Raw genomic sequence first — 13207 nt, 5'->3', positions numbered from 1 at the left:
AACCCTGACCAGAGTTTCGCGGACCAGGCGGACCTGGGAGAGGCTCAGTACCAGCCGGTGGACTGGGAGTGCCCCCAGGCGCCGCAGGGCGTCTTGTAGCGGCCGGCGATGTAGCCGAGACCCCACTTGATCTGGGTGGCGGGGTTGGTCTGCCAGTCGGAGCCCGCGCTCGCCATCTTGCTGCCGGGCAGCGCCTGGGGGATTCCGTAGGCGCCGCTGTAGCGGTTCATGGCCCGCTCGTTCCAGTGGCTCTCCCTGTCCCACAGCTTCTCCAGGCAGCCCCACTCGCCGCCCCAGCCGCGCGCCTCGGCCATCTGCTTGCCGAGCGCCTTGTTGCTGCCGGGGTCCGGTGTGGAGCCGGGCGGGAAGTCGGCCGGGGTGAAGCCACCGCCGCCGGGGGCCTTCTGCGCGATCTCGACCGGGTCGAGACCCTTCTTCCGGTCGTCGCGGGTGCTTTGCAGCCTGTCCTTGCGCAGCGCCTGGACCGCCTGCTCCTTGAGGATGTCGGTCTCGGGGTCGGGCGCGTTCGGGTCGAGGGCGAGGAAGCTGTCCGGGCCCAGCACCTGCTTGGGCGCGTTGCCGTGCTCGATCGAGGTGCGGACCACGAAGGCCGTCCCGCCCGCGAGCACGGCCACGCTGACGCCGAGGATCGCGATCCGCTTGGGAGTCAGCCGGCCCGACCCGGAGCGGCCGTCAGCTCCCCGCCGGGGCCGGGAGGCGCGGGGGCGATCCTTCAACTGCTGACCAGAGCTCACGGCTTATGAGCTTGCCCTGTGGTGGGGGGTGCTCCGCAACCGAATCGTGGTACCTGTTTGGTGACGTCTTGACCCGACCGCCGATCACATGGACTTTCCCCCATAATGTGATTTTGATCACACTTTGCGCCACAGGGAGAGGCATGGGTGCCCGGCACCAGCCTGCTCCCGCTTCTTGATGATGGCGTGCGGGCGAGGTCACAGGACTGTGACAAATAGGGGAATTGGTGAGGTCCGCACCATAATGACCGGGTGGCAGGCATCCTCCTGGTCGAAGACGACCCCTCGGTCCGTGCCGGACTCGAGCTCGCGCTCACCCGGCAGGGCCACTCGGTGACCGCGTACGCCACCGGCGAGGAGGCCCTCGACCACGTACGCTCCCGCCGTCCCGAGATCGCGATCCTCGATGTCATGCTGCCCGGCATCGACGGGGTCGAGGTGTGCCGCCGCATCCGCAGGCTCGATCCGCTGCCGATCATCCTGCTCACGGCCAGGGGCGACGACCTCGACGTGGTGGTGGGTCTGGAGGCGGGCGCGGACGACTACGTCGTCAAGCCGGTCGAGCCGCGGGTCCTGGACGCCCGCATCCGCGCCATTCTGCGCCGCCTCGAGTCGGCCTCGCCCGACCGCCTCACCTTCGGCGACCTCGTGATCGACCGCGGAGCCCTCAAGGTGAGCCTCGCGGGCAAGGAGATCCACCTCACCCCGACCGAGCTGCGCCTGCTGCTCGAACTGGTCCGCCACCCCGGTCAGGTGCTCAACCGCCGCTACCTCCTGCGCGCCGTCTGGGACCACACGCACGTGGCGGACTCGCGGCTGGTCGACGCGTGCGTGCAGCGCATCAGGGCCAAGATCGAGCCGGTGCCCGCCGACCCCGTCTACATCCACACCGTGCGCGGCTTCGGGTACCGCTTCAGCCCGCCATGACCCCGCCATGACCTGGGTGCCCACCGGGCTGCGGGCCCGGCTGGTGATCACCTTCCTGCTGGTGGCGGTCACCGCGTCCGCCATGGTGGCGGGCCTGGGATACCAGATCGTCCGCCGGGGGCTCCTGGAGCGCGCGGAGCGGGGTGCCGTCGCCGACGTGCGCGAGACGCTGTCCAGGATCACGCTGCCGATCGGCGCGAGCGACGTGGTCTGGCCGAGCGACACCACCGTCACCGACGAGGACCTCGGCGGGGTGGTGCAGGCGCTCGAGGCCCCGGACCGGACCGTCATCGTGACCTACGGCGACCACCGGCGCTCCAACACCGGCGCCAGGTTCACCATGACCGACGTGCCCGACCAGCTCCGCTGGCAGGCGGCCCGGCGGCTGGTCTACCAGAGGGTGCTGTTCGGGGACCATCCGTGGCTGATCGTCGCCACGCAGATCCAGCGGGCCACCCGCGACGGCGTGCTGCGCCCGACGGGCCTGACGGCCTACGTCTTCGTGCCGCTGTCGGAGGAGGAGGCCGTGCTGTCCCGCCTCAGGGCCGCCCTCGCGCAGGCCGGAGGCATCACGCTCGTCCTGGCGCTGACCCTGGCCCTGCTGTCGGCCCGGCGGGTGCTGCTGCCCGTACGGCGGCTGGGCGCGGCCGCCCGCGCCCTCGGCGCCGGTGAGCTGCAGGTCCGCCTCCCCGTGCGGGGCAGGGACGAGCTGGCGGAGCTGACCGCGACGTTCAACGAGACGGCGGCGGCACTGGAGGACACCGTCTCAGAGCTGCGGACGCTGGAGTCGATGTCGCGGCGGTTCGTCGCCGACGTCTCCCACGAGCTGCGCACGCCGCTGACCGCGATGACCGCGGTGACGGACATGCTGTCGGAGGACGCCGAGGACCTGCCGGACGACGCCGGGGAGGCCGTGCGGATCGTCGTCCGCGAGATCGACAGGCTGCGGGTGCTGGTCGAGCACCTCATCGAGATCAGCCGGTTCGACGCGGGCGCCGCCACGCTCCGCCGGGAGACCGTCGACGTGGGCGACACGCTGGCCGACTGCCTGGAGGTGCGGGGCTGGGCCGACCGGGTGAAGCTCACCGTGCCCGTCGGGCTCACGTTCTCCCTGGACGCCCGGAGGTTCGACGTGATCGTGGCCAACCTCGTCGGCAACGCGCTCAACCACGGCGCGCCCCCCGTGGTGGTGAGCGCGCGGGTGGCGGTCGGCGGCGAGAATCACGGAGCGCTCGAGGTGACCGTGCGCGACCACGGGAGCGGCATCCCCGAGCAGGTCCTCCCCCTCGTCTTCGACCGCTTCTACAAGGCGGGCACCGACCGGGCCAGGAGCGTGGGCAGCGGTCTCGGCCTGTCCATCGCCAAGGCCAACGCCGAGCTGCACGGCGGCTCGATCACGGCCGAGCGCTGCGACCCCGGCACTCTCTTCCGCGTCTGGATCCCGAAACCATGAGCAGGAGACGGATCAGACGCGCGGCCGCGGCCCTGCTCGCGGGGCTGCTCATGGCGCCGGCGGCCTGCGGGGTCGCGCCGACCGGGGTGGTCGACGCCGGTCCTGCGCCGGTCATCAGCGGCACCCCCACCCTCGTCACGATCTACCTGCTGCGGGACGGCCGGCTGTGGCCCACCCGGGTCGCGGCGCGCTCGCCGCACGTCAACGACGTGCTGGACGCGCTGTTCGCGGCCAGCGGGCGGACGTCGAACCGGCTGTCCACCGCGCTGACCGGGCTCACGCTGGCCCAGGTGCAGCTCGTCAGGTACGCCCCGGACGCGGGCAGCCGCAACGACCCCGACAACACCCTCAGCCTGCGCGTACGGCTGTTCGTGAGCGGCTGGAAGATCACCAGGACCGCCATGGCCCAAATCACCTGTTCGGCGCGGCTGCGCCCGGAGATCTGGGCCGTGGAGATCGCTCACGCGACTCCCGACAGGAACGGCCCCCTGAAGGTCCACACCTGCCGGGAGTTCTGGGATCTGGCCCCCAAGGACGGCCATCTCCCCCCGTGACGTGATCCGATCAGAGCGTGATGTTCTCCAGCATCTCGGTCACCAGGGCGGCGATCGGCGACCGCTCGGACCTGGTCAGCGTGATGTGGGCGAACAGCGGGTGGCCCTTGAGCTTCTCCACCACGGCGACGACGCCGTCGTGCCGGCCCACCCGCAGGTTGTCGCGCTGGGCGATGTCGTGGGTGAGCACGACCCGCGAGTTGGCCCCGATGCGGGACAGCACGGTCAGCAGCACGCCGCGCTCCAGCGACTGCGCCTCGTCCACGATCACGAAGGCGTCGTGGAGGGAACGGCCGCGGATGTGGGTCAGCGGCAGGACCTCCAGCATGCCCCGGTCGATGACCTCCTCGATCACCTCGGGGGACGTCACCGCGCCCAGCGTGTCGTAGACCGCCTGGGCCCACGGGCCCATCTTGTCGTTCTCCGAGCCGGGCAGGTAGCCGAGCTCCTGGCCGCCCACGGCGTACAGGGGGCGGAAGACGATGATCTTGCGGTGCTGGCGGCGCTCCAGCACCGCCTCCAGGCCCGCGCACAGCGCCAGCGCGGACTTGCCGGTGCCGGCACGACCGCCCATCGAGACGATGCCGACGTCGGGGTCCATCAGCAGGTCGAGCGCGATCCGCTGCTCCGCCGACCGGCCGTGCAGCCCGAAGACCTCACGGTCGCCCCTCACCAGACGTACCGACTTGTCCGGCAGGACGCGGCCGAGCGCGGAGCCGCGGCTCGACAGCAGCCGCAGGCCGGTGTGGCACGGCAGCTCGCGCGCCTCGTCGATGTCGGCCGTGCCGGCCTCGAAGAGGGCGTCCATCTCCTCCGTGGTGACCTGGAGCTCCGCCATGCCGGTCCAGCCGGACTCGACCACCATGCCGGCGCGGTACTCCTCCGCGCTGAGGCCGATGGACGCCGCCTTGACCCGCATCGGAAGGTCCTTCGACACCAGCACCACGTCCTTGCCCTCCGCCGCGAGGTTCTGCGCGACGGTGAGGATGCGGGTGTCGTTGTCGCCCAGGCGGAAGCCCGCCGGGAGGCAGGACGGATCACTATGGTTCAGCTCGACCCGGATGTTCCCGTCGCCGATCGGCATGGGCTCATCCAGCCGTCCGTACCGCACTCTGAGGTCATCGAGGAAGCGCAGCGCCTCCCGGGCGAAGTAGCCGAGCTCGGGGTGGTGGCGCTTGGCCTCCAGTTCCGTGATGACGACGATCGGGACGACGACCTCGTGCTCGGCGAAGCGGCTCATCGCCGCCGGGTCGGCGAGCAGGACGGACGTGTCCAGAACGTAGGTGCGGGATGTGGACGGGTTGCTCGAGGACACTGCCACGCGTTCTCCCCCGGGCGCCTGAGGTGGGCGCCCTGCCTTGACTGGTGGTGAACGGACCGGGCCCGTGACCTGCGAAGGCAGACCGGGGCTCCGGCCCTCCTCGCATGGTGGTCGCGCAAGGACGGGCCCTCTCCCGAGGTGGTGGCCGCCGATCCCCTCGACGGCCGCTCAGCTACCACGTTACGTAACGAATCTCCCCAGCCCAATAGGTTTACGCAGGCTAAAAGATGCTGGTCACGTACCGTCTCAGGAGCCGTACCGACGGTGCCGTGCGGCGTACGAGCGGAGCGCCCGCAGGAAGTCGACTCTGCGGAAGTCGGGCCAGTAGGCCTCGCAGAAGTAGAACTCGGAGTGGGCGCTCTGCCAGAGCAGGAATCCGGAGAGTCGCTGCTCTCCCGAGGTCCGGATGACGAGATCCGGATCGGGCAGGCCGCGCGTGTAGAGATGCTCCGCGATGTGCTCGACGTCGAGGACCTCGACGAGGTCCTCGATGCTCGCGCCCTTGCTGGCATGCTCCTGGAGGAGGGAGCGCACCGCATCAGCGATCTCACGCCTTCCTCCATACCCAACGGCAACGTTCACAATCAGGCCTGGACGATGCGATGTGGTTTCTTTTGCGTGTTTGAGGACACGAGCCGTGTGATCGGGCAGAAGGTCGAGCGAGCCCATGGGGTTGAGGTGCCAGCCCTGGTCCACGAGATCCTGGACGAGGTTCTCGATCACCTGCAGCAACGGCCCCAGCTCGTCCTTGTCCCTCCCGAGGTTGTCGGTGGACAGCAGCCACAGCGTCACGTACTCGACCCCGGCCTCGCGGCACCACACCAGCAGCTCGGAGATCTTGTCGGCGCCCTTCTGGTGACCGCGGCTGACGTCCCGCAGGCCCATCGCCCGCGCCCACCTGCGGTTGCCGTCCACGATGACGCCGACGTGGCGGGGAATCTGGTCGGAGGACAGCGTCCGTTCGAGCCTGCGCTCGTACAGCTTGTACACGAGATCGCGCATGCGACCCTCTTCCTCGCGACGGTGGGGCTCGATCACCAATTATCGCGGGCGAACCGGCATGCCCTGCCCTCCTCAGGCTTTCCTGGGCACGGCCGGAGTAACCCGCTTCGCGGTCAGAGACGCCCACGTGCCCGCAGCCAGGAGACGAAGTCCCGCGCGTCCGCCCTCGACCCGCCCAGCGAGGCGAGCGGCGTGTCGACCGCCCGGGTCGGACGGCCCGCGCCCCGTCTGTCCCGTAGACGAAGCCTTCACGGGGAAAGTTCCGTCCGAAGGGAGCGGGTGCGCGGGCCGTACGCGTGGATCAGCGAGCCGCTGGACTCAGCCGAGCCGCTGGAGCAGGGCGCGGTACTCGTCCCACAGCTCCTTCGGCATGTGGTCGCCGAAGGTCTCGAAGTGGGGCGGGATCAGCGCGGCCTCCTCGCGCCACACCTCGGGGTCGACGCTGAGCAGGAGCTCCATGTCCTCGGGCGCGATGTCGAGACCCTCGGTGTCGAGCGAGGCCGGCAGGTTGCCGATCGGCGTGGGCACGGCGTCGGCCATGCCGTTCAGCCGGTCGACGATCCACTTGAGCACCCGGCTGTTCTCGCCGAAGCCCGGCCACAGGAAGCGGCCGTTCGCGTCCTTGCGGAACCAGTTCACGTAGTAGATCCTGGGCAGCTTCTCCGGGTCGGTCATCTTGCCGACCTCGAGCCAGTGCCCGAAGTAGTCGCCCATGTTGTAGCCGCAGAACGGCAGCATCGCGAACGGGTCGCGGCGCAGCTCGCCGACCTTGCCCTCGGCCGCCGCGGTCTTCTCCGAGGCCACGTTGGCGCCCAGGAAGACGCCGTGCTGCCAGCTCAGCGACTCGGTCACCAGCGGCACCGCGGTCGCCCTGCGGCCGCCGAACAGGATGGCCGAGATCGGCACCCCGGCCGGGTCCTGCCACTCGCGGGCGATCGTCGGGCACTGCTCGGCCGGAGTGGTGAACCGGGCGTTCGGGTGGGCGGCGGGCTCGCCGGACTCCGGCGTCCAGTCACGGCCCTTCCAGTCGGTGAGGTGCGCGGGCGGCTCGTCCGTGAGGCCTTCCCACCAGACGTCCCCGTCGTCGGTCAGCGCGACGTTCGTGAAGATGCTGTTGCCCCACAGTGTCTCGATCGCGTTGGCGTTCGTCGACTGGCCGGTCCCGGGCGCGACGCCGAAGAAGCCGGCCTCCGGGTTGATGGCGTACAGCCGGCCGTCGGGGCCGAAGCGCATCCAGGCGATGTCGTCGCCGATCGTCTCGACCTTCCAGCCCGGGATCGTGGGCTGGAGCATGGCGAGGTTCGTCTTACCGCACGCCGACGGGAAGGCCGCGGCGACGTACCGCGCCTCGCCCCGCGGCGGCGTGAGCTTCAGGATCAGCATGTGCTCGGCCAGCCAGCCCTCGTCGCGGGCCATCGTGCTGGCGATCCGCAGCGCGTAGCACTTCTTGCCCAGCAGCGCGTTGCCGCCGTAACCCGAGCCGTACGACCAGATCTCGCGGGTCTCCGGGAAGTGGCTGATGTACTTGGTCTGGCTGCACGGCCACGGCACGTCGGCCTGGCCGGGCTCCAGCGGCGCGCCCACCGAGTGAACCGCCTTGACGAAGTCGCTGTGCTCTTGGTCGCGCTTGCCGCGGCCCTCGTTGGCGCGTGCCTCGCTCTCCCGGGCCTTTCGCGCCGCTCCGCGCTCCTCGATGAGGCGCAGCGCCTCCTCTCCCATCCTGGTCATGATCCGCATCGACACCACGACGTACGGCGAGTCGGTGATCTCGACGCCGAGCTGCGAGATGGTCCCGCCCAGGGGGCCCATGCAGAACGGCACGACGTACATCGTCCGGCCCCGCATGCAGCCCTTGAACAGGGTGGCGAACGTGCGGCGCATCTCGTCGGGCGCGATCCAGTTGTTGGTCGGCCCGGCGTCCTCCTCACGCTCGGAGCAGATGAACGTGCGGTCCTCCACGCGGGCGACGTCGCTCGGGTCCGAGGCCGCGTAGAAGCTGTTGGGACGCTTGACCAGCCGCTTGAGGGTGCCCTGCTCGACCAGAAGGTTGGTCAGGCGCGTCCATTCGGCCTCGGAGCCGTCGCACCATTCGATCCGGTCCGGCTGGGTCAGCTCCGCGATCTGCGTCACCCAGGCCGCCAGATCGCTGTGAGTGGTGGGCGTCGGTACCTCTACTGAAATGGACACGGGGGCGGCTCCTTAATCTCCCAGGGCCAGAGCATCATCAGCGAAAATGGCTTCCGAATCCAATTGGAGTAGACCATCGTGTTTCCACTCCGTTAAATCGGCGCCATTCTCGACTTCACGGCCTCGGACAGCATCAGCGCAGGCAGCAGCGGTGATGTTGTGGGACCTTACCCACTCTGGCCCTGTCGAAAAAACGTCCTTCTCCCCCTTACCCGCCTGGCCGGGCTTACACATTGGTATAGGCCAATTCGAATGGTCCAGACCTCTGCGGGAATTGGTTCAGTCCAATCCGCCGGGGCCTTCCGCCCTGATCCGGTCCACGTGCTGCAGGGCATCGCGCAGGTCAGCGAGCCACGTGTCGGTGTGTCTGCCGACGAGCCTGACGCACCAGGCCAGCGCGTCGCTGCGGCTGCGCGCGACACCCGCGGCGACCAGGGTGTCGAGGACCTGCCGTTCCGGCTGGCGCAGCCGGGTCATGACGGGGACGGAAAGAGTGGTGAACATCACTGTCTCGTCACCGACGACGACGCCCCAGGAGACCTTGCGGCGGAAGCGGTGCTCGGCCTCCCTGGCGATGTCGATCCTGCGTTCGCGCGTCTCCTCACGGAACCGCTCGACGTACCCCTCCATCGCCGCCGCACGCTCCACGTCGGGGAGCCCTTCGGCCGCCGACAGCGGCGGAAGCGTGCCCAGCACGCTGATCTCCTCGCGGTCCACCACGACCTTGGGGGACTCGGCGAACCAGTCTCCCGGCAATCGGCCGGCGAACCAGGCACTCAACTGCTCTTCTGAATTCATGTAATCAACATTACATCGCTGCGCAGTGACGGGCCGAGATTGACAGTTGCTACTTTTTGAGAGTTACTTTCAAAATGCCTTCGGCACCGGCGTACGGGTGATCCCGATGGTGGCCGGGCTCATGCTCGGCGGCCTGACCGGAGAGCGGCTCACGGCGCGCCTCGGCCTGCGCGTGGTGATGCCGACGGGCCTGGTCGTGCTCGCCGCCGGTTTCGGTCTGGGCGCGACGACCTCGATGTCCTCCGGGTACGGGTTCGTCGCGGCGTGGCTGGCCGTCCTCGGCGCGGGCGTGGGCCTGGCCATGGTTCCCGCCATGGACGGCGTGCTCGCCACGCTGCCGGAGGAGCGGTCGGGCTCGGGATCGGCGACCCTGCAGACCGTACGTCAGGTCGGCGGCGCACTGGGCGTGGCCGGCCTCGGCAGCGTGCTCTCGGCGGCGTACGCCTCCGGACTGCCGGAGGGCGTCCCGGAGGCGGCGGGCGACTCGATCACGGCGGCGGTGACCCTGGCCGCGCGCACGGGGAACGCCGCGCTCCTGGACGCCGCCAGGCAGGCGTTCCTGAGCGGCATGGACCTGGTCCTGCTGGTGTGCGGCGCCGCGTCGGTGCTGGCCGCCGTCCTGGTGGCGGTCTTCCTACCGGGGAGTACGGCCGAGGACGGAAAGACGGCAGAATCGGGGCATGAGCTCACCACAGCGCGCTGACCGGACCCCGCACCCCTCCGGTCGCGTTGTCACGAGCCTGCGCGAGCGCAAGAAGGCCAAGACCCGCAGGACCATCCAGGAGGAGGCCCTGCGACTGTTCGCCGAGCAGGGGTATGAGGCCACGACGGTCGAGCAGATCGCGGAGGCGGCGGAGGTCTCCCCGAGCACGTTCTTCCGCTACTTCCCCACGAAGGAGGACGTGGTCACCCAGGACGACTACGACCCGATCCTCATGGAGGCGATCAAGGCCCAGCCGGCGGACCTGCCCCCGCTGGCCGCGCTGCGCGCCGCGTTCCGCACCGCCTTCGAGTCGATCGGGGCCGAGGAGCTCGATCAGGTCCTCGCCCGGACCAAGCTGTCCACCTCCGTGCCCGCGCTGCGGGCGCGGACCGTGGAAGGACTGTTCGCCACGATCGACATGCTTGCGACCGCGGTGGCCGAGCGGGCGGGCCGCGACCCCCGCAGCCCCGCCGTACGGACGCTCGTCGGCGCGGTCATGGGGGTCATGCTCACGGCAATTTTCACATGGGTGGAACAGGACGGCAGGACGCCGCTGCCCGTGCTGCTCGACGAGGCCCTCGGCTACCTGGAGGCCGGGCTCCCGATCTGATCGGGCGCCACCCGCAGGACGATCTTCCCCTGGATGTGCCCGCGCTCGGCCCGCTCGTGGGCCTTCGCGGCCTCCGCGAGCGGGAAGACCGAGTCGATGCCGACGCGCAGGCGGCCCTCTTCGAACAGGCGTCCCAGCTCGGCCATCTGCTGTCCGTCCGAGTGGACCTGGCCGGATCGGAACGTGATGCCCAGCTCGGCCGCGCGCTCCCGATGGTAATCGCCAGGGAAGACCGGGCTGATCACGCCGCCGGGCCGCAGGACCGGCAGAAAGCGGTGCCCGTCCGGCCCGCCGACGGTGTCGATGAGCACGTCCACGTCCCGCACCTCGTCCTCCACACGGGTGGTCGTGTAGTCGAGGAACTCGTCGACGCCCAGCTCGCGCAGGAACGTCTCGTGCCGCCCCGAGGCGAGCCCGATGACGTACGCGCCCTGCACCTTGGCGAGCTGCACCGCGAAGTGGCCGACCCCGCCGGCGGCGCCGTTGACCAGCACCCTGCGACCCTCGTCGAGCTTGATGTGATCGAAGACGTACTGGTAGGCGGTGAGCCCCGCCATCGGCACGGCGGCCGCCTCCACGTGGTCGAGGACGGCCGGCTTGCGGGCCAGCTGCAACGCGGGCGAGGTGGTGTATTCGGCGTATCCCCTTCCTCCGCGCTCCACGGAGGGGAAGCGCACGAGGCCGAACACCTCGTCGCCCTCCCGCCACTGGGTGACGCCGTGGCCGACGGCGGCGACCACGCCGGAGATGTCCGAGCCCGGGGTGTACGGCAGGGAAAGCGGGGGCCGCAGTTCCTCCGGGAAGTTCGAAAAGCCCTTGCGGGCGTACCAGTCGGGCGGGTTCAGCCCGGCCGCGTGGACCTGGACGAGCACGTCCCCGATTCCCGGCTCGGGGCGGGGAACCTCCTCGACCGCCAGAACGCCGGGCTCGCCGGTCCTGTGCATGCGGACGGCCTTCATCGTTGGCATCGATCCTCCTGTTGATTCGGAGCGGTGCTCCAGATAATAATCGGAGCGCCGCTCCGGATGTCAATGCTTCGGATGACGAGGTGCGAGGATCGACGCATGACAGGCCGGCAGCAGCGCGCGGACGCGCAGCGCAACTACGAGCGCATCCTGGAGGTCGCCAGAACCGTGGTGGAGGAGCAGGGGACACAGGCGTCCCTGCGCGACATCGCGCGCCGCGCCGAGGTGGGCATGGGCACGCTCTACCGGCACTTCCCCACCAGAGAGGCGCTGCTGGAGGCGTTGCTCCGGCAGCGGTTCGACCGGCTGGCGGCCCGCGCCGGGGAACTGGAGGGCGCGGGCGACTCCCACGAGGCGCTGCGGCAGTGGCTGCGGGAGTTCCTCGGCGGCGCGAGCACCTACCGCGGCCTGACCGCCTCGATGATGACGACGATCAGCGACGAGGGCTCTCCCCTCCACGCGTCGTGCTCCGCGATGCGGGAGGCCGCGGGACGCCTGGTCGAACGGGCCCAGGACGACGGCCGCATCCGGCCCGACGTCGACGGGATGGACGTGTTCGCGCTCGTCAGCGCCGTCGGCTGGATCGCCGAGCAGGGCCCGGTCGTCGCCGAGCGCAGCGAGCACCTGTTCTCGCTCGTGCTGGACGGACTGGCCGCCGGCGCGGTCAGCGGACGCGCGCGGAGATCTGCGGACTGACCCGGACGACCCCGGCGAGGTTCTTGGTGTAGACGTTCGCGATCTTCACGACGTCACCCGTGTGCGGGGCGTGCAGCATCTTCCCGTTGCCCCAGTAGATGGCGACGTGCGAGATGTAGCCGGGGTTGGTCGGATCGTTGCGCCAGAACAGCAGGTCGCCCGGCTGCGCCTGCGACAGCGGCACCTGCGGGCCGGTGACCCACTGCTGGTACGTCACCCGCGGCATGCGCACGCCCGCCTGCGCATACGCCCACTGCACGAGCCCGGAGCAGTCGAAGCTGTCGGGCCCCTCGGCGCCCCACACGTACGGCCGGCCGAGCTTGCCGACGGCCGCCGTGAGCGCGACCTTGAGCTGCTCCGCGGACATGAACGCGGTCTGCGGCCATACCGTGCGTCCCTTGGGCGTCACCACCACCGGGTTGATCGTGGCGACCTGACTGCCCTTGGGCAGGATCTTCAGCAGCCTGAGGCGGAGCTTGCGGGAGTCGACCTTCGGCGCGCTCACGACCAGGGCGTTGCCGTCCGGGATGCCGAGCGCCGCCGCCGTCCCCTTCGAGACGATCGCCGCGATCGAACCCATGCCCACCGTGGCGTACGCGCCGATGCGCAGGCGCCTGGCGCCGCTGTGGACCTGCGAGCCCAGCTGCACGCCGCCGTCGTTGCCGAGTTCGAAGGAGACCGCCATGTCGCCGGCGGCGATGTTGCGCCACAGCTCGTCGGAGGAGGCCGTCACCTTCGGCGTGTACGACCGGAAGGTGGACGGGTCGACGCCCATCGTCGGCACCCGCTTGCCGTCCACGGCCACGTCGGCCGCGCCGGTCACCTCGGCGGCCGTCACGCCCTTCGCCTTGCGCACCTTCTCCACCACCTCGGGGGGAAGGGGCCGGTTGGCCACCACGAACAGGTGCGGGCGGATCAGCCGCTCCAGCGGAGCCACCGGCTGCTGCGTCACCGTCTGGGCGGCCGGGGCCTGGCGTTCCGGGGGCAGAGCCGACACGTCGCGGGCCTGCCGGGCCGCCGCCACGTAGCCGTGGCCCGTGCGCCGCTCGGACAGGGCCGTGACCACGCCCGAGTTCGTGGATTCCGACCCGAGCTCGCCGAGCACGAGCACGTCGACCGTCAGCACGGTGACGAGCGCCACGGCGATGAGGGGAACCGTCTTGCGCAGGCGCCCGGGGCGGGGCAGGCGAGGGCGATAGGCCAGATCCTGACGAGCCTCGGACACGGCTCTCGCGA

Annotated in this window: 13 protein-coding genes; 6 read left to right on the top strand and 7 right to left on the bottom strand. The window is 70.3% G+C overall.

The window, feature by feature from the left end; all coding sequences use genetic code 11:
• Nucleotides 1-44: 44 nt before the first annotated feature.
• The gene (locus tag FH610_RS25535) at nt 45-755 is read right to left on the bottom strand and encodes an aggregation-promoting factor C-terminal-like domain-containing protein (protein WP_139577350.1); all 711 of its coding nucleotides are present in this window, start codon (nt 753-755) and stop codon (nt 45-47) included.
• Between the two features lie 252 nt (nt 756-1007).
• Between FH610_RS25535 and FH610_RS25530 the strand changes: the two genes are divergently transcribed.
• From FH610_RS25530 to FH610_RS25520, 3 genes are read left to right on the top strand one after another with little or no spacing between them, the layout of a single operon-like run.
• The gene (locus FH610_RS25530; RefSeq protein WP_079315655.1) at nt 1008-1682 is read left to right on the top strand and encodes a response regulator transcription factor; all 675 of its coding nucleotides are present in this window, start codon (nt 1008-1010) and stop codon (nt 1680-1682) included.
• Between the two features lie 7 nt (nt 1683-1689).
• Entirely contained in the window at nt 1690-3135 is a 1446-nt protein-coding gene (locus FH610_RS25525) for a sensor histidine kinase (protein ID WP_139577349.1), read from the top strand.
• Complete coding sequence (locus tag FH610_RS25520) at nt 3132-3689, top strand: hypothetical protein (RefSeq protein ID WP_139577348.1); 558 nt, start codon at nt 3132-3134, stop codon at nt 3687-3689. Before FH610_RS25525 ends, FH610_RS25520 begins: the two co-directional genes overlap by 4 nt.
• Before the next feature lie 10 nt (nt 3690-3699).
• Here FH610_RS25520 and FH610_RS25515 read toward each other — a convergent pair whose 3' ends face one another.
• From FH610_RS25515 to FH610_RS25500, 4 genes are all read right to left on the bottom strand, one after another.
• Nucleotides 3700-5010 carry a PhoH family protein gene (locus FH610_RS25515; protein ID WP_139577347.1) on the bottom strand — a complete coding sequence of 437 codons (1311 nt, stop codon included), beginning with the start codon at nt 5008-5010 and terminating at the stop codon, nt 3700-3702.
• Between the two features lie 246 nt (nt 5011-5256).
• Nucleotides 5257-6012 carry an isoprenyl transferase gene (locus FH610_RS25510; RefSeq protein ID WP_139577346.1) on the bottom strand — a complete coding sequence of 252 codons (756 nt, stop codon included), beginning with the start codon at nt 6010-6012 and terminating at the stop codon, nt 5257-5259.
• Between the two features lie 318 nt (nt 6013-6330).
• Nucleotides 6331-8199: a phosphoenolpyruvate carboxykinase (GTP) gene (locus tag FH610_RS25505; RefSeq protein ID WP_420813736.1), complete on the bottom strand. Its 1869-nt coding sequence runs from the start codon at nt 8197-8199 to the stop codon at nt 6331-6333.
• A gap of 279 nt (nt 8200-8478) precedes the next feature.
• On the bottom strand, nt 8479-8997 hold the full coding sequence (locus FH610_RS25500; protein WP_139577345.1) for a hypothetical protein: 519 nt from the start codon (nt 8995-8997) through the stop codon (nt 8479-8481).
• 97 nt (nt 8998-9094) lie between these two features.
• Here FH610_RS25500 and FH610_RS42955 point away from each other — a divergent pair, with 97 nt between their 5' ends.
• Together FH610_RS42955 and FH610_RS25495 are read left to right on the top strand one after the other, a co-directional pair.
• Nucleotides 9095-9700, top strand: a complete 606-nt coding sequence (locus FH610_RS42955) for an MFS transporter (RefSeq protein ID WP_205826050.1) — start codon at nt 9095-9097, stop codon at nt 9698-9700.
• Nucleotides 9678-10310: an acyl-CoA-like ligand-binding transcription factor gene (locus FH610_RS25495; RefSeq protein ID WP_139577344.1), complete on the top strand. Its 633-nt coding sequence runs from the start codon at nt 9678-9680 to the stop codon at nt 10308-10310. The genes FH610_RS42955 and FH610_RS25495 overlap by 23 nt, the downstream gene beginning before the upstream one ends.
• Here the strand turns inward: FH610_RS25495 and FH610_RS25490 are convergent.
• Entirely contained in the window at nt 10283-11278 is a 996-nt protein-coding gene (locus FH610_RS25490) for an NADP-dependent oxidoreductase (RefSeq protein ID WP_240809186.1), read from the bottom strand. The genes FH610_RS25495 and FH610_RS25490 overlap by 28 nt on opposite strands.
• 96 nt (nt 11279-11374) lie before the next feature.
• On the opposite strand from FH610_RS25490, the gene FH610_RS25485 reads away from it, so the two are divergent.
• Nucleotides 11375-11971, top strand: a complete 597-nt coding sequence (locus FH610_RS25485) for a TetR/AcrR family transcriptional regulator (protein WP_139577343.1) — start codon at nt 11375-11377, stop codon at nt 11969-11971.
• On the opposite strand, the gene FH610_RS25480 is transcribed toward FH610_RS25485, so the two are convergent.
• Entirely contained in the window at nt 11940-13196 is a 1257-nt protein-coding gene (locus FH610_RS25480) for a C40 family peptidase (protein ID WP_240809185.1), read from the bottom strand. The two genes, FH610_RS25485 and FH610_RS25480, sit on opposite strands and share 32 nt — an antisense overlap.
• Nucleotides 13197-13207: the final 11 nt, after the last annotated feature.

Source organism: Microbispora catharanthi (genome assembly GCF_006334915.2).
GTDB lineage: Bacteria > Actinomycetota > Actinomycetes > Streptosporangiales > Streptosporangiaceae > Microbispora > Microbispora catharanthi.
The sequence above is the reverse complement of the archived record's forward strand: the minus strand, read 5'-3'. Positions and strand labels throughout refer to the sequence as shown.